The organism is Brevundimonas vesicularis, assembly GCF_027886425.1.
Taxonomy (GTDB): Bacteria; Pseudomonadota; Alphaproteobacteria; order Caulobacterales; family Caulobacteraceae; genus Brevundimonas; species Brevundimonas vesicularis_C.
The window spans coordinates 2556737-2580801 of sequence record NZ_CP115671.1 but is presented as its reverse complement, the minus strand read 5'-3'; the positions used below and the strand labels follow the sequence as shown (position 1 = coordinate 2580801).

Annotated in this window: 19 protein-coding genes; 4 read left to right on the top strand and 15 right to left on the bottom strand. The window is 66.8% G+C overall.

Annotation, left to right across the window (positions count from 1 at the left end; all coding sequences use genetic code 11):
* Positions 1-9: 9 nt before the first annotated feature.
* The 5 genes from PFY01_RS13160 to PFY01_RS13140 form a co-directional block, all read right to left on the bottom strand.
* Positions 10-2202, bottom strand: coding sequence for a GumC family protein (locus tag PFY01_RS13160; RefSeq protein ID WP_271041615.1), 2193 nt, complete (start codon positions 2200-2202; stop codon positions 10-12).
* A gap of 81 nt (positions 2203-2283) precedes the next feature.
* Positions 2284-3567, bottom strand: coding sequence for an outer membrane beta-barrel protein (locus tag PFY01_RS13155; protein WP_271041614.1), 1284 nt, complete (start codon positions 3565-3567; stop codon positions 2284-2286).
* Between the two features lie 21 nt (positions 3568-3588).
* Positions 3589-4566: an SDR family NAD(P)-dependent oxidoreductase gene (locus PFY01_RS13150; RefSeq protein WP_271043064.1), complete on the bottom strand. Its 978-nt coding sequence runs from the start codon at positions 4564-4566 to the stop codon at positions 3589-3591.
* A complete protein-coding gene (locus tag PFY01_RS13145) occupies positions 4563-5885 on the bottom strand; it encodes a UDP-glucose dehydrogenase family protein (protein ID WP_055805536.1) in 1323 nt (440 codons plus the stop codon). The genes PFY01_RS13150 and PFY01_RS13145 overlap by 4 nt, the downstream gene beginning before the upstream one ends.
* A 126-nt stretch (positions 5886-6011) precedes the next feature.
* Complete coding sequence (locus tag PFY01_RS13140; protein WP_091752533.1) at positions 6012-6803, bottom strand: PhoH family protein; 792 nt, start codon at positions 6801-6803, stop codon at positions 6012-6014.
* A gap of 310 nt (positions 6804-7113) precedes the next feature.
* Between PFY01_RS13140 and PFY01_RS13135 the strand changes: the two genes are divergently transcribed.
* Positions 7114-7641 carry a gamma carbonic anhydrase family protein gene (locus PFY01_RS13135; RefSeq protein WP_055754156.1) on the top strand — a complete coding sequence of 176 codons (528 nt, stop codon included), beginning with the start codon at positions 7114-7116 and terminating at the stop codon, positions 7639-7641.
* Here the strand turns inward: PFY01_RS13135 and PFY01_RS13130 are convergent.
* From PFY01_RS13130 to PFY01_RS13115, 4 genes are all read right to left on the bottom strand, one after another.
* Entirely contained in the window at positions 7636-8568 is a 933-nt protein-coding gene (locus PFY01_RS13130) for a bifunctional riboflavin kinase/FAD synthetase (protein ID WP_271043063.1), read from the bottom strand. The genes PFY01_RS13135 and PFY01_RS13130 overlap by 6 nt on opposite strands.
* The gene (locus PFY01_RS13125) at positions 8568-9029 is read right to left on the bottom strand and encodes a MaoC family dehydratase (protein ID WP_271041613.1); all 462 of its coding nucleotides are present in this window, start codon (positions 9027-9029) and stop codon (positions 8568-8570) included. The genes PFY01_RS13130 and PFY01_RS13125 overlap by 1 nt, the downstream gene beginning before the upstream one ends.
* Positions 9030-9068: 39 nt before the next feature.
* Positions 9069-9938, bottom strand: coding sequence for a TIGR01459 family HAD-type hydrolase (locus PFY01_RS13120; protein WP_271041612.1), 870 nt, complete (start codon positions 9936-9938; stop codon positions 9069-9071).
* 188 nt (positions 9939-10126) lie between these two features.
* Positions 10127-11401 (bottom strand): EAL domain-containing protein, encoded by a 1275-nt coding sequence (locus PFY01_RS13115; RefSeq protein WP_055754202.1) that lies wholly within the window; start codon positions 11399-11401, stop codon positions 10127-10129.
* A gap of 109 nt (positions 11402-11510) precedes the next feature.
* Between PFY01_RS13115 and PFY01_RS13110 the strand changes: the two genes are divergently transcribed.
* Together PFY01_RS13110 and PFY01_RS13105 are read left to right on the top strand one after the other, a co-directional pair.
* Positions 11511-12281: an SDR family NAD(P)-dependent oxidoreductase gene (locus tag PFY01_RS13110; RefSeq protein ID WP_135193322.1), complete on the top strand. Its 771-nt coding sequence runs from the start codon at positions 11511-11513 to the stop codon at positions 12279-12281.
* Positions 12271-13206: a lysophospholipid acyltransferase family protein gene (locus tag PFY01_RS13105; protein WP_271041611.1), complete on the top strand. Its 936-nt coding sequence runs from the start codon at positions 12271-12273 to the stop codon at positions 13204-13206. Before PFY01_RS13110 ends, PFY01_RS13105 begins: the two co-directional genes overlap by 11 nt.
* Here the strand turns inward: PFY01_RS13105 and PFY01_RS13100 are convergent.
* The 5 genes from PFY01_RS13100 to ileS all read right to left on the bottom strand — a co-directional run bounded on the left by PFY01_RS13100 (position 13164) and on the right by ileS (position 19831).
* Positions 13164-13670: a response regulator gene (locus PFY01_RS13100; protein ID WP_271041610.1), complete on the bottom strand. Its 507-nt coding sequence runs from the start codon at positions 13668-13670 to the stop codon at positions 13164-13166. The genes PFY01_RS13105 and PFY01_RS13100 overlap by 43 nt on opposite strands.
* A gap of 66 nt (positions 13671-13736) precedes the next feature.
* Positions 13737-14594 (bottom strand): M23 family metallopeptidase, encoded by an 858-nt coding sequence (locus PFY01_RS13095; RefSeq protein WP_271041609.1) that lies wholly within the window; start codon positions 14592-14594, stop codon positions 13737-13739.
* Complete coding sequence (locus PFY01_RS13090; RefSeq protein WP_066624606.1) at positions 14591-14791, bottom strand: DUF2093 domain-containing protein; 201 nt, start codon at positions 14789-14791, stop codon at positions 14591-14593. Before PFY01_RS13090 ends, PFY01_RS13095 begins: the two co-directional genes overlap by 4 nt.
* A gap of 40 nt (positions 14792-14831) precedes the next feature.
* On the bottom strand, positions 14832-16085 hold the full coding sequence (locus PFY01_RS13085; protein WP_066550656.1) for a cation:proton antiporter: 1254 nt from the start codon (positions 16083-16085) through the stop codon (positions 14832-14834).
* A gap of 755 nt (positions 16086-16840) precedes the next feature.
* Positions 16841-19831 carry an isoleucine--tRNA ligase gene (gene ileS, locus PFY01_RS13080; protein ID WP_271041608.1) on the bottom strand — a complete coding sequence of 997 codons (2991 nt, stop codon included), beginning with the start codon at positions 19829-19831 and terminating at the stop codon, positions 16841-16843.
* A gap of 316 nt (positions 19832-20147) precedes the next feature.
* Here ileS and PFY01_RS13075 point away from each other — a divergent pair, with 316 nt between their 5' ends.
* Positions 20148-21050, top strand: a complete 903-nt coding sequence (locus PFY01_RS13075; protein WP_235559236.1) for a hypothetical protein — start codon at positions 20148-20150, stop codon at positions 21048-21050.
* 128 nt (positions 21051-21178) lie between these two features.
* Here PFY01_RS13075 and PFY01_RS13070 read toward each other — a convergent pair whose 3' ends face one another.
* On the bottom strand, positions 21179-24064 hold the full coding sequence (locus tag PFY01_RS13070; RefSeq protein WP_271041607.1) for a M16 family metallopeptidase: 2886 nt from the start codon (positions 24062-24064) through the stop codon (positions 21179-21181).
* Between the last annotated feature and the right edge of the window lies 1 nt (position 24065).

Below are 24065 nucleotides of genomic sequence, written 5' to 3'. Positions count from 1 at the left end.
TACCGACAATCAGGCCGCATAGTATCTTCTGTAGGCCCGGTAGTCGTAGTCGGCTTGGCCATAACCTAGGCCGGCCTCCGCCCGGACATCGACCTGGCTCAGGGTGACGCCGGAAAGGCGAACACCGGATTGGCTGAGGATGCGGATCGCAGCGGCGACGGCCCGCGCGGGGGTTTTTCGCCAGCGGGCGAGCAGGATGACGGTGTCGGCCTTGGCCGCCAGGATGCGGGCGTCGGCGAGGACCAGGACAGGTGCGGTGTCGATGACGATCAGGTCGAAGGCCTGACGCAGTTCGTCGAGCAGGGCGTTCATCGGCGGGGCGCCGAACAGGTCGTCGGCCGACAGGCCTGATCCCGACAGGGGCAGAAGTTGTGCGCCGGAGGCCGGGTCCAGCACCAAGACGTTTCGCCAGGCCGCTGCGCCATGCAGGACCTCGGCTAGGCCGTGGTCGGGGTTCAGGCCCAGCATTCGCGTCACGCCGCGCCGACGCGGGTCGCCGTCGACCAGTAGAACGCGTCCGCCGGAGCGCGCAGCGACGCGGGCCAGACAGACGGCTGTAGTGGTCTTGCCTTCGCCAGGCAGGGCGGACGTGACGGCGACTATGCGCGCGGACGGTTCGCCCACGACGCTGACGATGGGGGTGATCGAGGTGCGTAGCGCCCGGAAGGCCTCGGCGAAGACCGACAGCGGGCGTTGGACGACGAGGTCGATCGGATGCAGCGTCTGATCCTCAGCCGTCGCCACGGAGGAGGCCAGCGGAACGGCGCCGACGGCGGCGACGCTCAGCCTGCGCTCGATGTCATCGGGGCCGCTGAGACCTGTCTGCGTGGCGTTGGCGATGATGACGGCGCCGGTTCCCGCCGCCGCGCCGAGCATTAGGCCCAGCGCGAGGCTGATCATCAGGTTCGGCGCGCTTTGCGCGGTCGGAGGCGTGGCGCGCGAGACGATGCGGGCGTCCGCCTGTTCGACGCCGGTCTGGGCGCTGGTCTCGCGATAACGATCCAAGAAGGCGCGGTAGATGGCGCGGGCGGCTTCGGCCTCGCCTTCCAGTTCGCGCAGGCGCACCGAGGCGGCATTGTTGTCGGCCAGCGCGCCGCGCGCGGCGTCCAGGCTGGACTGGACCGAGGCGGCGCGTTGGCGGGCAACCTGGGCTTGGGCGTCGAGATTGGAGACGACACGGCGGATCTCGGCCTGGATCTGAGCGTCGATGTCGGACAGCTCCTGACGGGCGCGGATCATGTCGGGGTGCAAAGGGCCGTAGCGGACAGAAAGGTCCGCGACGCGCGTACTGATCGCGGCGCGCTGGGCGCGCAGGTTCTGGACGACGGGAGAGGAGAGGGCCTCGCCTACATCGTCGCCGTTGGAGCCGGCCGCCATCTGGGCGCGGGCGGTGCGCAGGCGGGCGTCCTGCTCGGCCTGCTGTGCGCGGGCCAAGGCGAGTTGCTGGTTGTAGGCCGAGATCTCCTGCTCCGTCAGGGTGGCGCCCTGGGCGCTGAGCAGGCCGTTTTCTATCCGGTAGGCTGAGACGGCCGCGTCGGCGGCCTCGACCTGGCGGCGCAGATCTGCCAGCCGGGCGCCCAGGAAGGTGTTGGCCTGGGCGTTAGCGTCGAATTTGGCGGTGAGTTGAGACTGGAGATAGGCGTCGGCGAAGGCGTTGGCGATGCGGGCCGCCTTGATCGGACTTTCGGAGGTGACGCTGACCGCCATCGAATAGGTCAGGCCGACGCGGCGCACGGTCAGGCGTCGCCGGACGGCGTCGATCACCTGTTGCCGCTCGATCTGAGGGTCGGTAGCCGGAGGCGTGGCGCGCGGCAGGCGCCGGGTAAGGGGCGAGGATCGCAGGCGAGCGTTGAACTCGGGATCGCGAATTAGATCCAACGTCTGCACGACTTGGGCGGCAAGCTGGGGTGACTTCAGAACTTCGACCTCGGTGTCGACGATGGCCGCCTCGGCGTCGAGCGCCGACAGCACGGCCTGGCCCGCAACGACCTGTTCCTTGCGCGTATTGATCTGGAGGCTGGCGGTCGCAGTATACACGGGAGGCTGGCCCAGCATCAGCGCCAGCACGATCAGGCAGACGGCTGCTGCGACAGCGATAAACAGGCCGAGACGACGCCGGAAGGCGGCGATCAGGGCGTGGAGGTCGATGGCGTCGTCCGCCGGCTGGCCGGGACCGCCGATCGCGGTGTCGTGGTGGGTCATCGCGCCATCGAACGGTGATCGTCCCGTCCAGTCCTGCGATGACGCCTTCAGGTTGTCAATCTTCGCGCTTTGGCCGTGTGTTCAGAACTGCGAGACGACCGCGACGGACAGGCGCGTCGAGTGATAGCTCGGTCCTGCAACCGCGCCGGACGAGGATTGGTCGAGATAGGTCAGACCGGCGGTCAGGCCATAGCGACGGTTGAGGCGATAGACGGCGCTAAAACCAGCGGTAAAGCGGGTGTCGGAGCGGTCGAGGCCGTTATAATCGTCTTCGCTCCACGCCGTTTCCGCCGTCAGGATCAGATTGCGCAGCAGTTCGTGGTCTGCGCTGATCGACACGTCGGTGCGCAGGGCGCCGGCCGAGCCGATCACGCCGGTGTCCTCGACGCTGCGCCCGGCGGCGGCGGTCAGGGTCGTCAACTGCGTCGGAAACCACGACAGGCGCGCACGACCGCCGAAGCCGTCGAGATCGCCATAGGCTGCGTTTTGGAAATCCTGGCGGATGTATCCGGCGGCGACCTCGCCCCGGATCAGCGCGCCCAGCTCGAAGTCCACGCCAGCGAGGGCTTCGTGGCCGGAAGAGGATCGTTCCGGCGACCCTGACACGATGCGATAGTCGCGGTCATCACGGGCGATTTGGACGAACAGGGCCGTCGCGGGAGAGAGGGCGTAGTCGGCGCGGCCGGTCAGGCGGACGACGGTGCGATCCCGGTCGTCCTGTTCGATTACGGCGCCGGCAGCGCTCAGTCCATCGCGGTAGTCATAGCGAAGAACGGCGGCGTCGGCCCGGAGGCGCAATGGACCCCGCGTGCGCGTCGCCGCCAGCGAGGCGGAGGCCAGATCGAAGGCGATCGGGCGGCGAGCAACGGGGCCGGCCCCCGCGGCGGTGCGGGCCTCGTGATCGTGGGCGTAGTCGGCGGCCAAGGTGATGTCGGCGCCTCGAACGATGTCGAGACGGCCGGCGCCGCCCAGGCTCCAGTCGGTCGTGTTCTCGCTGTCGAAATCGAGATTCCGGTCGATTTCGGCGCGGGCGCGGGTTTCAAGCGCGTGGCGCGACCAGTTGGATCGGACAAGGACCTCAGGCGTCAGGCGCAAGGTCGTTGCAGGCTGACGGTCGTCTTCGGCTGCAAAGACGTTGTCGTTTTGGACGACGCCCGACTGAAGCCGAGGAAAGGTCGTGAAGCCGCCGGCCCGGATGCCGAGCGGGTCATAGGAGGGTTGCGGCCGGTCACGCACGGCGACCGCGCGGTTGCGAACGAAGAGGTCGATTTGCGCGTCCTGAGCCGAGCGCAAAGCCTGAGCCGAGGCGTCGGTTGCGCCGAACAGCATCAGGGCGACGCCCGCCGGCAGGATTTCGCGTCGCATCGGCCCCCCAGCCTTCTTGCGTCAACCGTTCTCGTATTGACGCCACCAGGCGACGAACTTTTCCAGTCCGATCTTCAACGGGACCTTGGGTTGATAGCCGCACAGGGCGTTCAACTTTGAAATGTCGGCATAGGTGGCGGTGACGTCGCCGGGCTGCATCGGCCGCATGATCTTGTTCGCGCTGACGCCCAGCGCGGTTTCCAGCGTGGAGATCATCTCCATCAGGCCGACGGGCTGGCTGTCGCCGATATTGTAGATCTCATGCACGCCCCGCGCGGGGGGACGGTCCAGAACGGCGACCACGCCATCGACGATGTCGTCGATATAGGTGAAGTCGCGCGCCATCTTCCCTTCGCCATAGACCTCGATCGGGTCGCCGCGCACGATTTTCTGGGTGAAGCTGAAATAGGCCATGTCGGGCCGGCCCCAAGGGCCATAGACGGTGAAGAACCGCAGGCCCGACTGCGGAAAGCCGTAGAGCTTGGCGTAGCTCTGGCTCATCAGTTCGCACGAGCGTTTGGTCGCGGCGTAGAGCGACACCGGGTGGACGGTCGGATCGTCTTCGCGAAAACCCGAACCTTCCAGCGGCCGGTCGCCATAAACGGAACTGGACGAGGCATAGACCAGGTGGGTCACGTCATTGTGCCGCGCGGCCTCCAGCACCGACAGATGGCCGGCCAGGTTGGACCGTTCATAGGCGAAAGGGTTCTCGAGCGAGTAGCGGACCCCGGCCTGGGCCGCGAGGTGGACGATCCGCTTGACCCCGGCATCCGCGACCAGAGCACGCATCTGCTCGTGGTCGGCGATGTCGGCGCGGACCATCTTGAAGCCGTCTCGCCCTTCGAGCCGGGCGGCGCGGGCGGCCTTCAGGCGCGGATCGTAATAGTCGTTGAAGACATCGACGCCGATCACCTGCTCGCCTCGGTCCAGCAGCCGCTCGGCGACGTGCATGCCGATGAAGCCGGCCGCACCCGTGACGAGGATCGGCGCGCCCATCAGCCGCGCCCGATGCCCATGTAGCGGAAGCCGCGATGCTTCATGTCCTCGGGTCGATAGATGTTGCGCAGATCGACCAGGACCGGCTGTTTCATCAGCAGCTTGATGCGGTCCAAATCCAGGGCGCGGAACTGGTCCCATTCGGTGACGAGGACCACAGCGTCAGCGCCGACGACGGCGTCATAGGCGCTGTCCTTCATCTGGATGTCCGGCAAAAGCTTAGCGGCCTCATGCATGCCTTCGGGATCGAAGGCTTGGACGGTCGCGCCTGCGGCGATCAGGGCAGGCGCGATGTCCAGTGATGGGGCGTCACGCATGTCGTCGGTGTTCGGCTTAAACGTCAGACCCAGAAGGGCGACCGTCTTGCCCTGGACGCTTGTGCCCAGGGTCGCGGCGACGCGGTCGGCCATGGCCTTCTTGCGGGCGTCGTTGACCTCGACCGTCGCCTCAATCAGCTTTGTCGGCGCGCCATACTGCTGGGCGGTGCGGACCAGGGCGATAGTGTCCTTGGGGAAGCACGAGCCGCCATAGCCGGGGCCGGCGTGCAGGAACTTCGAGCCGATACGCTTGTCCAGGCCGATGCCGCGCGCGACCTGCTGGACGTCGGCGCCGACGGCTTCGCACAGGTCGGCCATCTCGTTGATGAAGGTGATCTTCATCGCCAGGAAGGCGTTGGCGGCGTATTTGATCAGCTCGGACGTGCGACGGCCCACGAACAGCAGCGGGCTCTCATTCAGGTTCAGCGGACGATAAAGTTCGCTCATGACCTTCTGCGCGCGGCCGCCGGCGTCGCCGGTCATGTCGTCGATGCCGATGACGACGCGGTCGGGACGTTTGAAGTCGCCGATCGCGGCGCCTTCACGCAGGAATTCGGGGTTGGAGACGACGGCGAAGTCGGCCTTCGGATTGGTCTTGCGGATAATCGCCTCGACCTCGTCGCCCGTGCCGACCGGGACGGTCGATTTGGTGACGACGACCGTGAAGCCTTCGATCAGGCCGGCGATCTCCTCGGCGGCAGCGTGGACGTAGGACAGGTCGGCATGGCCGTCGCCGCGACGCGTCGGCGTGCCCACGGCGATGAAGACGGCGTCCGCCCGGCGAATGGCCTCGGCGCCGTCCAGGGTGAAGAACAGTCGGCCTTCGCGCACATTGGCGGCGACCAGATCATCCAGCCCCGGCTCGTAGATCGGGATTTCGCCCCGCTCCAGCCGTTCGATCTTGGACGGGTCCTTGTCGATGCAGGTGACGACATGGCCGAAGTCGGCGAAACAGGCGCCGGACACCAGGCCCACATAGCCCGTCCCAATCATCGCTACGCGCATCGAAATCCCTCATCAGCCGCGAGCCGACCTTTAGCGGTGCGGTGCGCCCGGGGACAATGGCTTTTGGTTTCGCGGTGCAACGCGCCTGCAGCCGACGCCGTCCAGCGCCGGCTGCAGGATCGGGCTTTACAGGACGCCGATCATCGAGGCGACCAGCGGGTGACGGACGATGTCGCGCTCGGCCAGACGCACCACGGCGATGTCGGGCACGGCCTCCAGTCGAGCCGAGATGTCCGACAGGCCCGAGATGCCGGGCAGCAGGTCCGACTGCTGCGGATCGCCGGTCACCACCATGGTCGAATGCCAGCCCAGGCGGGTCAGCAGCATCTTGAGCTGGACGTAGGTGCAGTTCTGCGCCTCGTCCACGACGATGAAGGCGTTGTTCAGCGTGCGGCCGCGCATATAGCCGACCGGGGCGATCTCGATCAGACCTTCGGCCATCAGCGCCTTGACCCGCTTCATCGACAGACGATCGGACAGGGCGTCGTAGAGCGGGCGCAGATAGGGAGCCAGCTTGTCTTCCATGTCGCCGGGCAGGAAGCCGATGGATTCGCCGGCCTCGACAGCAGGACGGCTCAGGACGATGCGGCCGACCTTGCCCGCCTCCAGCGCCTCGACCGCCTTGGCGACGGCGAGGTAGGTCTTGCCGGTGCCTGCGGGACCCAGCGCCATGACCAGGTTGTGGTGGTCAATGGCTTCCATCAACTCGCCCTGGCCCTCGGATTTGGGCTTCAACGTCTTCAGATAGCCTTGGTCGCGGTCGTCGTTCGAAGGGTAGGGCGACCACCCTGATCGCTCGTTATGCGGGGCGTGAAGCCGACGAACTTTCGACTCCTCCATGAAATCACGCGAATCCAGGATTCCGTGTTCACGCGTTTGACGCTTGGTTGCAGCACGCTTGGTCATGGACGCCTCCAGGGCATGAAAAAAGGCGGACCCGAACGGGCGCCGCCTTGGATGGTCTTGGGGAGGAAGAGGTCGCGGCCTGCAGAGCGTCGGCCCGGATCGACAGCAGGGCCGTCTGCAACGGGGTGCGCCCGCCGCCGAACAACCGAACCAGGATCCCAACGCGCCACGCGAAAGCCCCGACTTGATGACCGGATCGGGCTTGATCCGGTTTCGGATCCGGGGCCGAAATGGCGACCCACGAATCGCATCAACAGGATGATGCTATCGTGGTTAGCGATCCGTTAAAGCCCCCGTTTTTCAAAGATTAGGCGGTGTACAGATGACCATTTACGCCTTGGGCGACAGCAAACCGCAGCTTCCGCCGCAGGGCGAATACTGGGTGGCGCCGAGCGCATCGGTAATAGGGAACGTGATTCTCCATTCCAACGCCAGTGTCTGGTTCGGCGCCGTGCTGCGGGGGGACAACGATCCGATCACCGTGGGGCCTGACAGCAACATTCAGGACGGCAGCGTGCTGCACACCGACATGGGGTCGCCGCTGACGCTGGGGCGCGGCGTGACGGTGGGGCACAAGGCGATGCTGCATGGCTGCGAGGTTGGGGACTACAGCCTGATCGGCATCGGGGCGGTGGTGCTGAATGGGGTCAAGATCGGCCGGAACTGCATCATCGGGGCCAACGCGCTGATCACAGAGGGCAAGATCATCCCGGACAACAGTCTGGTGGTGGGTCAGCCCGGCAAGGTGGTGAGGGAGCGTGACCCGGCGCAAATCGCCGTGCTGCAAATGTCAGCCGAACACTATGTGCAGAATTGGAAGCGGTTTGCGGCGGAGCTGCGGCCTCTATGATCGGCTGAGGATGGTTCGCGCCGCCGCCGCATCGGCGTCTATCTGGGTCTTCAGGGCGGCGAGACCGTCGAAGGTCTCCTCGCCGCGCAGCCAGGCGACCAGTTCCGTGTCCAGCGTCTGGCCGTAGAGGTCGCCGTCGAAGTCGAACAGCCAGACCTCCATCAGCGGGGTTTCCAGCGCATACATCGGACGCACGCCCAGACTGGCGACGCCGTCGATCACCCGCCCGTCCGGCAATCGGCTGCGGGTCGCATAGACGCCGTAGGCGGGGCGCATGTAGTCGCCGAGCGCGATATTGGCCGTCGGCACGCCGATGGTGCGGCCGCGCTTGTCGCCGTGGATCACCTCGCCGCGAATAGCGAAGGGGCGGCCCAGGATGGCGGCGACGCGGGCCATGTCGCCGGCCTTCAGGGCCTCGCGCACGGCGCTGGACGACAGTTTCAGCCCGTCCGCGTCATCCAGCCGTTCGGCGACCGACACGGTGAAACCCAGCCGCTCGCCATAGGCGCGCAAGGCCTCGGGCGAGCCGGATCGGCCCTTGCCGAAGGTGAAGTCGAACCCGACGGCGGCGTGGCGGATGCCCAGACCCTCGGCTAGCACCCGCTCGGCGAAGGCGGCGTCGGTCATGCCGGCCATCTCGGCGTCAAAGGGCAGCAGATAAAGGATGTCCACACCCAGCGGCGCCAAAGCCTCGGCCATCTGCTCGGCCGTCATCAGTCGGAAGGGCGCGGCGTCCTTCTGGAACCAGCGGCGGGGATGAGGATCGAAGCTGACGACGCCCAGCGGCGCGCCCAGCCGTTCCGCCGCGTTACGGGCGCCGGCGATGACGGCCTGATGCCCGCGATGCACGCCGTCGAAGGCGCCGACGGCGACCGCAGCGCCTTTCAGCGCGTCCGGCAGGTCGCGCCAGTCGCGGACAATCTGCATCAACGCTGGGAGGGTTTGCGCCGGCGGGGGACGCGGACGACGGCGACGCCGTCCATGATCATGGTCTCGCCGACGAAGCCTTCGCAGCTGAGCTTGACCCGCGCGCTCTCGGGCTCGACCTCGATCACGGTGATCAGGATGCGCACCACGTCGTCGATCCGCACTGGCTGATGGAAGGCCAAGGTCTGGGAGATGTAGATCGAGCCAGCGCCCGGCAGGATGGTGCCGACCACGGCAGAGCCGAACGAGGCGCTGAGCAGGCCGTGAGCGATCCGGCCGCGATAGGCGGTCTTGGAGGCGAAGGCCTCGTTCAGATGCACCGGGTTGAAGTCGTCGGACGCTTCGGCGAACAGCCGAATGCGGTCCTCCGTCGCGACGACGATTTTCTCGGCCGCCATGCCGACGTGAAGTTCGTCCAGGATGTAACCACCGGACGGATGCTGCTGAACCAATTCGACCATGGATGAGGCTTTAGCGGCGGTGCGACAAAATGGCGAGCCTTACCAGTTCAGTTCGAGCGCGGCGTATCGCGCATAGGTCGTTTCCGCCTTCAGCAGAGCGGCGGCGCGGGCGGGATCGAGCGCGCCGTCTTCGCCCTTGGCCTGGTCGCCGTGGATGCCCTGGGCGATGAACAGGCAGTCCAGCCCTTGCGCGTTTGCGCCCATCACGTCGGTGACGACGCCGTCGCCGATGCACAGGACGCGCGCGCGATCGACGGGCGGGCCCAACAGGCCTTGCGCCTCCTTGATCGCCAGGTCGTAGATCGGGGCGAAGGGCTTGCCCGCCATCACGACCCGGCCGCCCTGCGATTCATACAGGTCGGCCAGCGACCCGCCGCAATAGATCAGCTGGTCGCCGCGCTGCACGACGCGGTCGGGATTGGCGCAGATCAGTTCGATATCGCGTGCGGCGCCGACGGCGAACCGCTCACGATAATCTTCGGGCGTTTCGACTGTGTCGTCGACCGGGCCGGTGACGGAGATGAAGGCGGCGTCCTCAGGCGACGCGGCGCGCTCGAGGCCAAGGCCGGCGTACAGCGGCGCGTCCCGTTCGGGGCCGACGATCCAGGCCGGGCCGGGCGCGCGCTTGGCCAGTTCGGCGCGGGTCGCGTCGCCTGAGGTGACGAAGGCCTTCCACGCCTCGCGCGGCACGCCCAGCCCGTCCAGCTGAGCGATCACGTCCGACGCCGGCCGGGGTGAGTTCGAGATCAGCACGACATGGCCGCCCTCGCGGTTGAACCGCGTCAGCGCCTCACACGGGCCAGGCCAGCTTTCGCGGCCATTATGGATCACGCCCCAGACGTCGCAGAGCAGGATGTCATAATCGCCGGCGACGGCGCCGAGGTGGGGCAGGGCGTGGGGGAGGGTCATGGCGCCGTGATTAGCGGCTTGGGCGCAGAGGCGAAAGTCTCCTCCCCATGAAATGGGGAGGGGGACCGCGAAGCGGTGGAGGGGTTTTTGAAGCGGGCTCGGCGCCTGTGATGGGAAGAAGCCCCTCCGTCACGGCGCAAAGGCGCGCCGTGCCACCTCCCCACGGAGTGGGGAGGAGACAGACCGTTTTAGCTGAACCGACGACGCTGCTCGGCGCTGCGTAGGGTGGAGCGCAGGAACTCGGCCGGGGGGTCGGTTTCGGCCAAAACCTGTTCCTTGATGGCGCGGGGTTCGCCGAACAGGTGGCCCTGGCCCATGCCGACGTCCAGTTCGAGGATGTCGACGACCTGGCGTTCGTTTTCGACCTTTTCGGCGATGACCTCGACGCCGTAGCGGCGGGTCAGGGCGGCGAAGTCGGCGGCCTGGATGTCGGGCATGGACCGCAAGGGGGCGCCGCCGTCTAGGTCCAGCAGTTGTTCGATCATCAGGTCTGCCGCGACCTTGATGAACTTGACGTCCGAGCGTTGCAGATCGGCGAAGTCGAGGTCCAGCGTCTGCACCTTGTCCAGCGAGAAGCGGAAGCCCAGGTCGGCCAGCTTGGCCATGTTGCGCGCCTCGATGGCGCCGCGCGCGTCGAACGTCGCCTGGCCCAGTTCGAAGATCAGCGCCTGGTTCAGGTCGCGGTTCTCGCTGAGGAAGTCGAGGAACTGCGGGAAGAAGGTCTCGTCGCCCAGCGAGGTCAGGGCCACGTTGCAGAAGACGCCGACCTTGCGGTCCTGACGCGCCAGCCGCCGCACGATCTGGGCGCAGCGGAACAGCAACAAATTGTCGATGGCCGGCACCAGGCCCTCGCCCTCGGCCAGGGATAGGTATTCCGCCGGCATCATGACGCGGTCGGTGGCGTCGCGCAGCCGGGTGAAGCTCTCGTAGAAGATGGTCCGGCGTTGGGGCAGGGAGACGACCGGCTGCAGATACAGATCGACGCGCCCTTCGCTGAGCGCCTCGTGAATGGTGCGCAGCAGAACGTTGGACTGGGCCATGCGACGGCCCTCGAAAGTCTCGACGCCGATATGAGGCGCGGCGGCCAGACGTTCGTCGATGCTTTCGCTCATCTGCTGGACTAGCGATTCCAGCATCCGGACCTCGCCGGTCAGGGCGTCGGTGTCGGACAGGACGCCGGTCTCGATGGCGTGCGCCAGTTCGGTCAGGGCGCCCTGGGTCGATTCCATCGCATCGGCGAGCAGGCGGTGGGCCTCGCGGACCTGGCCGATTTCCTTCTTCAGGACGCGGCGCTCTGCGATGCCTGTGACGATGCCGTGGAAGGCGCCCAACAGGCCGAGTGCGCCGAGGGTTCCGGCCACGCCTGCGCCGATCCCTAAGCCCGCGCGCCACAGGAAGGCGCCCACGGTCATGCCGAGGAACAGATAGGCGAAGTAGAGAAAGCCCGTTGTAACGTTGCGCATCGGCTGGCGGTCGGCCACTCCCGGATGGAATCGCCTGAGTATCAGGCTATCAATGTCATTCGGCTAGAGCGGGGCTGCAAATATCCCCGCCAAACCTACGGGAAACGCAATGGAACTGTTCGATCTGACCGGCAAGGTCGCAATCATCACCGGCTCGTCGCGGGGAATCGGCAAGGCCATCGCCGAACGGCTGGCCGAACACGGCGCCAAGGTCGTCATCTCGTCGCGCAAGGCCGGGCCGTGCGACGAAGTCGCCGCCGAGATCAACGGCAAGTACGGCGAGGGTCGGGCCATCGCGGTTCCCGCCAACATCGCTTCCAAGGAAGACCTTCAGCGGCTGGTCGACGAGACAAACGCCGCCTTTGGCCAGATCGACATCCTGGTCTGCAACGCCGCGACCAATCCCTACGCCGGGCCGATGGCGGGCATCGCCGACGACCAGTTCGAGAAGATCCTGCAGAATAACGTCATCTCGAACCACTGGCTGATCCAGATGGTCGCGCCGCAGATGGTGGAGCGGAAAGACGGGGCGATCCTGGTGATCTCGTCCATCGGCGGGCTTCGCGGCAACGCGCTGATCGGCGCCTACAATATCTCCAAGGCGGCGGACATGCAGCTGGTGCGCAATCTGGCGGTGGAGTGGGGGCCGTCGAACGTGCGGGTCAACTGCATCGCGCCTGGGCTGGTTCAGACCGATTTCGCCAAATATCTGTGGGAGAACCCGGAGCTGCTGAAGACGGTCACCGAGCCCGCGCCACTGAAAAGGATCGGCCAGCCGGATGAAATCGCGGGCACGGCGGTCTATCTGTGCAGCCCTGCGTCGGCCTATGTGACCGGCCAGACCCTCGTGGTGGACGGTGGATTGACGATTGCCTGGTAAGAGTAGCGATTGGCGACAGGATTTCGCATGGCGCCTGGAGGCCTTCGGCTTTCAGGCGCTGTTCGGCTTTTTGCGTCTGCTGGGCGTCGAGCGGGCGTCGGGGTTGGGCGGCTGGCTGCTGCGCACCCTGGGGCCGCTGACCGGCACGCAGAAGACGGTGATGCGCAATCTGCGGATCGCCTTTCCCGACATGCGGGCAGACGAGCGCGAGGCGCTGGCCTTGGCGCAGTGGGATCAGACGGGCCGGACCTTCGCCGAACTGGCGGTCATGGATCATCTGACGCCCGAAGGCGGGCGGGTCGAGGTGGTCGGGATGGAGCGGCTGCACGCCTTGCGCGACAGCGGCAAGCCGGCCGTTTTGATCTCGGGCCATCTGGCCAACTTCGAGGTGATGGCGGCGGTGATCATGGCGTCGGGCGTGCCGTGTCAGGTGACCTATCGCGCCGCCAATAATCCGTATGTAGACGCCTTGATCCGCCAGAGCCGGGAGCGTTACGGCATCCGCCTGTTTGCGCCCAAGGGCGACGGGACGCGCGAACTGATGGCGGGGATGAAGCGCGGCGATTCCATCGCCCTGTTGGTCGATCAGAAATACAATCAGGGGCCAGAGGTGGAGTTCTTCGGTCAGCCGGTGAATGCCTCGCCTGGAGCGGCCAGGCTGGCGTTGAAGTTCGACACGGTCATGCTGCCGCTGTCGGTGATGCGCCTGCCGGGCGTGCGGTTCCGGGTGACGGCGCACGAGCCGATCGTGGTCAGCCAGAGCGAGGACAAGGCGGCCGATACGCTGGCCGGCATCCAGGCCGCCAATCGCTTCGTCGAGGACCGTGTGAAAGAGCATCCGGTGGACTGGTTCTGGGTCCACAAGCGCTGGCCGGACAAGGTCTATGCGGCGTTGGACCGCGAGGCGTCCGATCCTCGACGGTAGGGCCCGGCATAGTCGGGCGTCTCGCGGCGCCGACGGCAGGGGCCGATATAGCCATCGGCCTTGATGAAGGGGCGGGGCTTCATGATGACGGCGTTCAGCCGATCCAGTACGGCCTTGGCGGTGATCGGCTTGACGATGAACTCGGTCACCCCGGCGTCGCGGGCCTCGTAGACACGGCTGCGTTCGGAATGGCCGGTCATCATGATGATCGGCAGAAACGGATTGGGGCTGTCGGGGCTGGTGCGGACCAGGCGTGTGAACTCGACCCCGTCCAGCGGGAACATGTTGAAATCGACGATGGCCAGATCGATCGCGTGGCGACGCAGCAGATCGAAAGCCGTGGCGCCTTCGGACGCCTCATAGACGTTGCGGATGTCGGCCGAATGCAGCACGGCCGACGCGATGGCGCGCATATTCTGATTGTCGTCCACAAGCAGGGCGTTCAGCGATTTCAGAGAATACATCGGGCCCCGCCAGATCTTCGATCGAGGCTAAGTGGATATGCGTAGTCTCGCAAGAGGAGCCTTTGATCAGGCTAGACTTTCTGGAACACGCGCCCCGATCATGAGTGACGGATCCAGGTTGCGATCGCGCCATTTCATGCGCCAGCACAGGTGGGGGCCGGTGGCGCGGCCGGTCATGCCGACGTGGCCCAGCGCATCGCCGCGCCGGATGCGCTGACCCAGCATCACGTCCAGCAGCGACTGATGCAGATAGCAGCTGATCAGGCCCTGACCGTGGTCGATCAGGGTCAGGCCGCCCTCGAAATGCATGTCGGGGCGGACGAAGGCGATGCGGCCGTCGGCGGGGGCGCGGATGACGCTGCCTTGGGGAGCGGCCAGGTCGATGCCGTAGTGGGGCCGGGCGGGCGTTCCGTTCAGGACGCGCTGGGCGCCCCAGGCGCTGGAGACCCGGTAGCTCTCCAGCGGCCAGATGAAGCCATCCTTGAAGTCGTCGGTGTCGATGCGGCTGGCGAAGCCCTCGGTTTTCAGCGCGATCTCCTGCTGGATTCGGGCCAGGAGGGCGGGGTCGCTCGGCTCGACGGTCGAGGGCGGCAGGCCGTTCACGCTGGTCGAGGGGAAGGCGTAGGGGGCGATGGCGAGCGTGCGTCGGGCGGACCGGTCGCCGGACCGGGCCTCGACCTGGGTGGTTGAACCGGCGTCGCGGTCGAAGCCGATCACGAAGAGGCCGGCGGCCGAGGCTGTGGTCAGGGCCTCGCCGTCGATGAAGATCAGGGCGCGCGGCGCGGTGCGACCGAAGGCGTAGCCGCCCTGACGCCAGGCGCCGTTCAAGGCCAGCGGCAGGGTGTTCCGGTCTTCAGCCATCAATGGCGCGGCGATCAGGCTGGCGCCCGCGCCGGTCAGCAGGGCGCGGCGCGACGGGATCATTTTTCGCCCTGCTGGGCCGCGATGAATTCGGCCGGGCCGAAATAGGGCTGCTGACGGCTGGGGCTCCAGTAGCGGAGGACTTCCAGCGGGATCGGCCTGTCCGTGACGGCGCAGCGCACGAAGCGGCCGGGCTTCAAGACGGCGAACTCGCCGTCGCCATAGTGAAGAACGGCCTGATCTGCTGCGATTTTGTCCATGAGCGAACGATAGCGGGCGGCGGGCGGCGCGAAAAGAGGCTCAGGGCGCCGCGACCGCATCCGTGATCGGGCCGTCCGCCGCTGCGGGGCGGATCGCGCCGGCCGCGGGCGGCTTCGGCTTGCCGCCCATCCGATCGGTGAACAGGAAGACGAAGGGGTTCAGCGAGATCGACAGCAGGGCGGCGGCCAGGATCAGATCGTGGGTCTCGCGGCTCATGGCGCCCAGGGACACGCCGAGCGCGGCCAGGATGAAGGAGAACTCGCCGATCTGGGCCAGGGACGCCGCGACGGTGAAGCCGGTCGGCCGATCCAGTTTGAAGGTCTGGGTGATGACCAGGGCCGCCACCGACTTGCCGACGATGACGATGCCCAGCACGCCCAGGACTGCCCACGGCTGGCGCACCACAATCATCGGGTCGAACAGCATGCCGACCGAAACGAAGAACAGCACCGCGAAGGCGTCGCGCAGCGGCAGGGACCGCTCGGCCGCATTGTGACCCAGGGGCGAGGCGTTCATCACCAGACCGGCCAGGAAGGCGCCCAGCGCGAAGGAATGGAACAGGAAATAGGCCAGCCAGGCGATGCCCAGGGCGATGGCGAGGACGCCCAGGGTGAAGAGCTCGCGCGACTTGGTGTGGGCGATGCGGATCAGCAGCCAGGGAATGACCTTGCCGCCGACGACCAGCATGCCGACGACGAACAGCACGACCTTGAGCAGGGTCAGGCCGACGTCGGTTCCCAAGGCGGCGAGGTCCGTCTGTGTTCCGGCCGGAACCAGCACCATGGGCAGCATGACCAGGGCGATGACGATGACCAGATCCTCGACGATCAGCCAGCCGACGGCGATGCGGCCGATCTCGCCCTTGACCTGTTTGCGCTCCTCCAGAGCGCGCAGCAGGACGACGGTCGAGGCGACGGACAATGCAAAGCCCATCAGCAAGGCCTCGACATCGCCCAGGCCCAGCACGAACCGGCCGAGCCCCCAGCCCAGCACGGTGGCGACGCCGATCTGAACCAAGGCGCCGGGAATGGCGACCTTGCGGACCTGCATCAGATCCTTGGGGGAGAAGTGCAGGCCAACGCCGAACATCAGCAGGATGACGCCGATCTCGGCCAGCTGCGGGGCCAGTTCGGTGTCGGCGACGAAGCCGCCCGTATAGGGGCCGACGATCACGCCCGCGACCAGATAGCCCACCAGGGGCGACAGTTTCAGCCGATGCGCCAGCATGCCGAACACGAAGGCGAGGACGAAGCCCCCGACCAGGGTGAGGATCAGGCTGTCGGCATGCGGCATCAGGGCTCCTGTCGCGAGCGAAGGTGTGATTTGGGTAGGCTTTGCAGTTGGGGCGCGAGGGGCGGTTTGACAAGATGACGCGGTGTCGCGCGGGACGGAAAACGGCTTTGTCTTCGCGGCGTTCGGCCTGCGAAGTCTGGAGGGCTGGGCGGAGCGTCGGGCCTTCGCCCGGAGTGTGATTAGAGATTACCGTTTCGACGAAGGGTGTGACGCTCCGCGCGGGGGGTTGGCCTGCAAGCTCGGGGCGCCGAGCGGTGGCGGTCTTATCGCCTAACCCCATAAGCCTGCGACGGGCGGGTCGGAGCAGCGATCCCCGATCCCCGATCCCCGGTGCGGCCGAGTATCCCCCTCGACCCTGCGACGCGACTGCGGACGCCGGGCGATTCCCCGGCCGATCAGCCCCGGCGCCGCGATGGGATATCACCATCGCCCCCGTTCTCTCCGCTCTCGCCGCCGCAAGGTCGCAGGCCAGGCGAGCCCTCCATGCGACGAGACAGGGCCATTATGGGGGCGTTTGACCCCGTGGATGGGAGACGGGCGACATAAATCGGCACGCGATTGGAATCGCTGCGGATGAACCAGCGGCATTGCGATGGCTGAGCATCGTCTCCTCCCCATTCATGGGGAGGTGGCTTGGAGCGCAGCGGAGAGACGGAGGGGCTCTTCGCGCATCCAGGCGCTTAAGCGGCGTCTAGAACCCTTCCACCGCTTCGCGGTCCCCCTCCCCGCCAGGCGGGGAGGAGACGGTGTTGTGGTCAGGCGTGCGTCTGTTCCCAATACCGAACCGCATCGGCGTCGCGGGCCGAGAGGTCGGGATAGGCGGGGTCGGAGCCGACGTCGGGGACCCGGCGCCAGGAGCGGGCGCATTTCGGGTTGTCGGAGCGTCGCACTAGGGCACCTATGCCTGCATGTTCAGGCAGTCTGAATGGCACTTCGGGACCTTGAGGGTCATCGCGAGTCAGCCTTGCGACACTGGCGATGCAGAAGTCTGCCATGAACTGGTCAGGATTCTCAGACCCTGCAACGTCTTGAACCAGTTGGATCAAAGCCGGGTCATCCAAGACGATGAGAACATCAGCATCGAGGCTGGATCCTATCATCTTGTCACGTCGTGCCAGTTCCAAACTACCTAGCACTACTTCGCGGATGGGAAGCAGGTTCTTGAGTTTGGTGTAGGCCGTTTCGTTCTCCCATTCCGCCGGAGTGTCGGGGATCACTCGGGCGCAGTTAGAACCCGCATCCGGGAAGCGCGTGGTCCAGGCCTCTTCCATGGTGAAGGGCGTCAACGGAGCCAGCCAGGCGGTCAGGCGCATGAAGACCTCGTCCATCACAGTGCGGGCGGCGCGACGGCGCAAGGCGTCGGGGCGGTCGCAGTAGAGGGCGTCCTTGCGGATGTCGAAATACAGGGCCGACAGGTCGCCGGCGCAGAACTCCAGCACCGGACGGACGACGTCCTGGAAGCGGTATTCGGCGTAAGCCGCACGGACCTGAGCGTCGAGTTCGTGCAGGCGGTGCAGGATGAACCGCTCCAGCGGCGGCATCTGGTCCAGCGGCAGGCGTTCTGCCTCATCGAAATCGGCCAGGGCGCCGAGCAGATAGCGAACGGTGTTCCTGAGCTTGCGATAGGCGTCGACCGTGGTCTGCAGGATCTGTTTGCCGATCCGCTGGTCGTCCGAATAATCGACCAGGGCCACCCACAGACGCAGGATGTCGGCGCCCGACTCCTTGATGATGGTCAGGGGGTCGGTCGTATTGCCCTTGGACTTGGACATCTTCTCCCCCTTCTCGTCGAGGGTGAAGCCGTGGGTCAGGACCGCCTTGAACGGGGCGCGGCCACGGGTGCCGCAACCTTCCAGCAGGGACGACTGGAACCAGCCGCGGTGCTGGTCGGAGCCTTCCAGGTAGAGATCGGCGGGCCAGTGGGCGGGACGGTCGCCGGTATAGCCGTTTTCCGGCAGGCGCGGGTCGAGCGTGAAGGCATGGGTCGAGCCGGAATCGAACCAGACGTCCAGGATGTCCTCGACCTTTTCGTAGCGGGCCGGGTCGTGGGCGCCCAGGAAATCGCTGTAGGGCGCGGTGAACCAGATGTCGGCGCCGTGTTCGGCGACGGCCGCGACGATGCGGGCATCGACCTCGGGGTCATGCAAGGGCTGGCCCGTCTGTTTGTCGATGAACATGGCCAGAGGCGTGCCCCAGGCGCGCTGGCGGCTGACCAGCCAGTCGGGACGGCCTTCGACCATCGAGCGGATGCGGTTCTTGCCGGCGACGGGATGGAAGGCGGTGGCGTCGATGGCGTTCAGCGCCGTCTCGCGCAGGGTGTCGCCGCTCTTCAGGGGCTGATCCATGCGGATGAACCACTGGGGGGTGTTGCGGAAAATGATCGGCGCCTTGGAGCGCCAGCTGTGCGGATAGGAATGCTCCAGTCGTCCGCGCGCCAACAGGTTGCCGGCCTCGATCAGCTTCTCCATCACGGCGCCGTTGGCGGGGCCGAACTTGCCGGTCTTCTTGCCCTCGGTCTCCAGCACCTTCAGGCCCGCGAACAGGGGGACGCCGGGGTAGTAGGCGCCGTCTGGATCGACGGTGTCGGGCACTTCGTGATGACCGTGGGCCTTCCAAACCTCGAAGTCGTCGGCGCCGTGGCCGGGCGCGGTGTGGACGAAGCCGGTGCCGGCGTCGTCGGTGACGTGATCGCCGGCCAGCAGGGGCACGGAGAAGCCGTAGCCGCTGTCGAGCGCGGCCAGCGGGTGGGCGGTCTCCAGGCCCGACGGATTGATGTCGTAGACGCGGGTCCAGGCGGCGATCTTGGCGGCCTTGAACACGTCCTCGGCCAGCTTGTCGGCCAGGATCAGGCGGTCGCCGGGCTTGGCCCAGGGCGCGAACTCCAGGCCTTCCTCCATGGCCGTGACCTCATACAGGCCATAGGCGATCTCGGGGCCATAGCTGATGGCGCGGTTGGCCGGGATGGTCCAGGGCGTGGTGGTCCAGATGACGATGGACGGGGTGCTGGAGCGGAAGGCCAGCAGGTCGTCGGGATGGTCGTCGGACATGGCCGTGACAGGGAACTTGACCCAGATCGTCGGGCTGACATGGTCGTGGTACTCGATCTCGGCGTCGGCCAAGGCTGTGCGCTCGACCGGCGACCACATGACGGGCTTGGATCCGCGATAGAGCTGGCCCGAGTTCTTGAACTTGTGGAACTCGGCGACGATGGCCGCTTCGGAGGTGAAGTCCATGGTGGCGTAGCGGTTGGCGAAGTCGCCGACGATGCCCAGCCGGTGGAACTGATCCTTTTGCAGGTCGATGTATTTGCCGGCGTATTCGCGGCAGGCGCGGCGGAACTCGTCCTTGGACACCTCGTCCTTGCGGCGGCCCTTGGCGCGGAACTGCTCCTCGATCTTCCACTCGATCGGCAGGCCGTGGCAGTCCCAGCCGGGGACGTAATCGACATCGTAGCCCAGAAGGAAGCGGCTGCGGACCACGAAGTCCTTCAGCGTCTTGTTCAGGGCGTGGCCGATGTGGATGTCGCCGTTGGCGTAGGGCGGGCCGTCGTGGAGGACGTAGAGCGGGGCGTTCTGCTTCTGACGCTCGGCGCGCAGGGTCCCGTAGAGGTCGCCCCACTGTTCCAGGATGACCGGCTCCTTCTGGGGCAGGCCGCCGCGCATGGGGAAGGGGGTCTCGGGCAGGAAGACGGTGTCGCGATAGTCGCGGGCGGTGGATTCAGAGGTGTTTTCGGGGGCGTCAGCCATGGGTCGTCTCGGCGTCTTGAAAATTAGGTCGCTGTTCTCTTCGCCCTATCGCGCTTCGCGCTGCTTGAGGGCTTTCGATCCCGGCGTGCACGGGGCCATCAGGCCCAGGAGCGCTACGCCGGGCGGCTAATCGAAATCAGGCGAATGGAGACGCGGACGGTCATTGTGCGGGCGGTCTAGCAGACGGATGCGGCATTGCGCCATCCCGAAGCGCAGGCCTCATCAACGGAAACGAAAGGCTTTTGCGGTTTTGTGACGGGAGGATCGGCCGAAATCTTGTTCGCCCGACACGATATTCGCTTGGGAGTTCCCGCCGATGCGGCTGCGGATCACGAAATGGATGCTGGGCCTGGCGGCCGGTCTCGCCGTCTCGGCGGGCGCCGGAGCCGCGCTGGCGCAATGCACGTCCGGCTGTCAGCCGCCGCCCTGCACCTCGTGCGAGCCTCCGCCTCCGCCTGAGCCGCCGCCCTGCAACGGCGGTGGAAACTGCGGTCCCGGCGGCGGTGGAAACTGGAACGGCAACATCAACACCAACGTCAATGTGAACGTGAACCTTGGCGCGAGCGCCAATGCGAACGCGGGCGCTGGGGCCAACGCCAACGCGGGCGCGCGCTCCTATGTCAATGCGCGGGCCGGCGGGTTCTCGGGCAGCTTCGGCGGAGGCGGCGGCGCGGCCTATGTCAGCGTCGATCAGCCCTATCCGACCACCATCCAGGGCCTGGCCGTCGAGGGCGTGATCGCCCAGACCGTGCGCACCCCCTACAGCGCCTTCCGCAGCATGATGAAGCGGGTCGTCATCCAGGCCGTCTGCATCGACGACCGCCAGGTGCCGCACCCCGCCTCACAAGTGCGGCCGGACCGCGAGATCGCCGAAGGGTTCGAAGGCGAGCTGTATCGCTGCCTGTCGGGCACCTGGCTGCAGGCGACCATCGCCGACTACAACGGCGACATCAGCTTCGATCACGGCACGACCCTGACCTGCCGCAAGCATGAGGCGCTGTGGTACGGAACGGGCGGCAAGCTGGAATGCCGTCCCGAGAAGCCCGAGCGGGATTGCAACGAGCGTTCGCTGCTCCGTCGCTACGGCGCCGGGATCAAGATCCTGACGATGTATCGCGAAGAGGAATACACCGAATACCGCGAAGAACAGGTCGAGAGCGCGACCGTGCTGACCGGGGTGATCACCCTGGACGGCGGCGTCGGCGGCCGGGTCTTCTGAACCGGACCTAAACACGCCCGTTCAGCCGCCGATCAGGCGGGACATGAGATAAGGCGACCGTCGGCTCTCCGTCGACGATCCTGACGACTGGCCCCGGTTCGCGAGAACCGGGGCCTTTTTCGTGGGCGTTACTGGGCCGCCGGTTGAGCGGTGACGGTGGCCCGCCAAGCGCTGTCGGACTTCAGATACTGGCGAGCCAGGGCCTGAAGGTCGGCGGCGGTGACGGCTTCCAGGGTGGCGATCTGGTTGCGGGTCTGGTCCAGCGTCGCCGGATCGCTCTGGGCCTGCGACAGTTGGGTCAGCCAATAGCCATTGTCGGCCATGCTGCGACGGATGCGCTCGACGGCCGGGCGACGGGCGCGGTTCAGTTCGTCCTCGCTGATCGGATTGTCGCGCAGGTCGGCAGCGATGGCGTCTACCGTCTCGAACAGCTTGGGCAGGGCGGCCGGCGGGGTTTCCGCCGTCACCGAGATGAAGCCGTAGCCCGGATAGGTGTCCGAGGCGGTTGAGCCGGCGCTGGGCGAATAGGCCAGGCCCTGCTTCTCACGGATTTCGTCGTTCAGGCGCAGTTGCAGCACGTCCGACAGGATCGACAGCTGACGCGCGGTCTTGCGATCTTCAACCTGGTCGGTGGTCGGCCAGGCGACGAAGCCCAGCGCCTGTTCGGCGGGTCCGGTGTGATACAGCTGGACCGGCGTAGCGGTCGGGGCCGGGAACTTGCGCACCGTCGAGCCGGCGGGCGGTGTGGGCGCCTCGCCGCGCGAGGGCAGGGCGCCGAAGGTCGAGCCGACGGCGGCGATGACCGCGTCGACGTCGACGTCGCCGACGACGGTGATCTCGACCGGACCTTGGGCCAGGGCTGAGCGAACGCCCGAGCGGATGTCGTCGATCTGGATCGCGGCGATCTGTTCGGCGGTCGGGGTCGTCTCACGCGCGTCGCCGCTGGCTAGCAGGCCCGAGGCGTCGCGTTGGAAGACGCCGCGCGGCGTGGCGCCCAACTGAGCCAGGATTTGCGGGAACATGGCCTTGGTCTGTTCGAACGAGGCGCCGCGCAGGCCCGGATCGGTCAGATAGGCGGCCAGGACCTGAAGCTCCAGCTGAAGATCGGCGGGCTTGGTGGCGCCGGCGAAGATGTAGGCGTCGCCGGCCTGATTGACGGCGGCGCTGTAGGTGCGTCCGCTGAGGACGCGGTTCATCTCGTCCAAGCTAAGCTTGCCCAGACCGCCGGGGGCCAGGACGGTGCTGGCCATCGACAGGGGCGACAGGGTGTCGGCAGGCAGGCCCAGTTCGCCAAGACCGGTGCGGGCGCTGACCAGAATCTGGTCGGCGCGGAAGTCGGTCTTCTTGATGTTGAGCAAGGTGCCGTTCGGGAAGCGGACCAGGGTCGCGCCCAGATCGGCGACTTCCGAACGGGCGGCGGGGACCGCCGGGGCGCCGAAGTCAGCATAGGGCCATTTCAGCTCGGCCTCGGCGGCGCGGGCTTGCACCGGGGTGTTGCGCGAGGCCTCCAGCGCTGCGGTGACGGCGGCCTCGCCGCCCTCGACCGGCACGGGCGAGCTGAACAGAAGCAGCGGGCCCTGGCCTTCGAAGACCGCTTTGGTCGCCTGATTGACCTGATCGACGGTCAGGCCTTCGACGGCCTTGTTGAACAGATCGAGATTGGTCTGGGGCGAGCTGAACACTTGGTCGTCGTTGACGGCGCCCAGGAGGCCGGTCGCCAGAGCCGGGGTCGAACGGGTCGCGGCCGAGGCCACGGCGTTCTGAAGCGCGGTGCGGGTGTTGACGATTTCGCGCTGAAGCTCGGCGCCGCTGACGCCGTATTCGGCCAGACGACGGCTTTCCTGCTCGACGCTTTCCAGCGCACGCTGCCAGCCGCCGGGATTGAAGGCGACCGACAGGGTGCCGGCGTCCAGGCTGTCGAACAGCGACTGATAACCGGCGCCGGCGCCGATGAAGGGCGGGTTGTCGGCGCGGGCGATCTCGCCCAGGCGACGGTTCAGCACGGCCAGACCCAGGCCGCGACGGACGTCGGCGGCGCGTTCGGCGGCCGTGTCGGGGCTGAGGTCCGGGGCCTTGATCCAGTTAATCTGGATTGAGGACTGGATGCCCGGCTCGACCAGGATGCTGGTCTGCGGTTGACGCGGGGCGACGGTTCCCAGGTCAGGCTCCGGACCATCGGCGGCGGTCGGCTTCCAGTCGACAAAGGCCGCGCGGACCTTGGCCTCCATCGCATCCACGTCGAAGTCGCCCACGGCGATGAAGGTGGCGCGCGAGGGGCGATAGTAGGCGTCGTAGAAGTCGACGAAGCGCTGGCGCGGCGCGGTGCGGATGATGTCGAGGTCGCCGATGGGCAGGCGTTCCGACAGACGCTGGCCGGGCGCCAGAAGGCCGAGCTGGGTCTTCAGCACGCGCAGTTGCGGCGTGTCGCGGGTCCGTTCTTCGCCGACGATGACGCCGCGTTCGGAATCGATGGCATCTGGCGCCATCAGGGCCGCCGACATCATCTCACGCAGGATGTGCAGGCTGGGATCGACCGTCTCGTCCTTGGTGTTGGGCAGCTCCAGCATATAGGCGGTCTGGTCGAAGCTGGTAAAGGCGTTGGTGTCGGCGCCGAAGGCCAGGCCCAGGCGCTCGAGGATGCGCAACATCTCGTTTTCCGGCACGTCCTTGGTGCCGTTGAAGGCCATGTGCTCCATGAAGTGAGCCAGACCCTTCTGATCGTCGCGCTCCATCAGCGAGCCGGCGTCGATGCGCAGACGGAACGAGGCCTGGCCCGGAGGCGTCGCATTGTGCAGCAGGGCGTAGCGCATGCCGTTGGGCAGCAGGCCGTAACGGACGGCCGGATCGGCGGGGATGTCGCTGGCAGCCTGGGCCCAGGGGGCTGACGGCGCGACCTGACCGGCGGCGGCCGCAGCGGGCGGCGCGGTTTGGGCGAGAGCAGGGGCGGCGAAAGCCCCGGTGGTCAGGGCCAGTCCCGAGACGGCGACAAGCAGCAGATGACGCGCAGAACGCATA

Excerpts from the sequence above, each read along its gene's own strand:
- PFY01_RS13160 (WP_271041615.1), bottom strand. The coding sequence starts at position 2,202 with ATGACCCACCACGACACCGCGATCGGCGGTCCCGGCCAGCCGGCGGAC.
- PFY01_RS13155 (WP_271041614.1), bottom strand. The coding sequence starts at position 3,567 with ATGCGACGCGAAATCCTGCCGGCGGGCGTCGCCCTGATGCTGTTCGGC.
- PFY01_RS13145 (WP_055805536.1), bottom strand. The coding sequence starts at position 5,885 with ATGCGCGTAGCGATGATTGGGACGGGCTATGTGGGCCTGGTGTCCGGC.
- PFY01_RS13135 (WP_055754156.1), top strand. The coding sequence starts at position 7,114 with ATGACCATTTACGCCTTGGGCGACAGCAAACCGCAGCTTCCGCCGCAG.
- PFY01_RS13130 (WP_271043063.1), bottom strand. The coding sequence starts at position 8,568 with ATGCAGATTGTCCGCGACTGGCGCGACCTGCCGGACGCGCTGAAAGGC.
- PFY01_RS13125 (WP_271041613.1), bottom strand. The coding sequence starts at position 9,029 with ATGGTCGAATTGGTTCAGCAGCATCCGTCCGGTGGTTACATCCTGGAC.
- PFY01_RS13120 (WP_271041612.1), bottom strand. The coding sequence starts at position 9,938 with ATGACCCTCCCCCACGCCCTGCCCCACCTCGGCGCCGTCGCCGGCGAT.
- PFY01_RS13115 (WP_055754202.1), bottom strand. The coding sequence starts at position 11,401 with ATGCGCAACGTTACAACGGGCTTTCTCTACTTCGCCTATCTGTTCCTC.
- PFY01_RS13110 (WP_135193322.1), top strand. The coding sequence starts at position 11,511 with ATGGAACTGTTCGATCTGACCGGCAAGGTCGCAATCATCACCGGCTCG.
- PFY01_RS13100 (WP_271041610.1), bottom strand. The coding sequence starts at position 13,670 with ATGTATTCTCTGAAATCGCTGAACGCCCTGCTTGTGGACGACAATCAG.
- PFY01_RS13095 (WP_271041609.1), bottom strand. The coding sequence starts at position 14,594 with ATGATCCCGTCGCGCCGCGCCCTGCTGACCGGCGCGGGCGCCAGCCTG.
- PFY01_RS13090 (WP_066624606.1), bottom strand. The coding sequence starts at position 14,791 with ATGGACAAAATCGCAGCAGATCAGGCCGTTCTTCACTATGGCGACGGC.
- PFY01_RS13085 (WP_066550656.1), bottom strand. The coding sequence starts at position 16,085 with ATGCCGCATGCCGACAGCCTGATCCTCACCCTGGTCGGGGGCTTCGTC.
- ileS (WP_271041608.1), bottom strand. The coding sequence starts at position 19,831 with ATGGCTGACGCCCCCGAAAACACCTCTGAATCCACCGCCCGCGACTAT.
- PFY01_RS13075 (WP_235559236.1), top strand. The coding sequence starts at position 20,148 with ATGCGGCTGCGGATCACGAAATGGATGCTGGGCCTGGCGGCCGGTCTC.
- PFY01_RS13070 (WP_271041607.1), bottom strand. The coding sequence starts at position 24,064 with ATGCGTTCTGCGCGTCATCTGCTGCTTGTCGCCGTCTCGGGACTGGCC.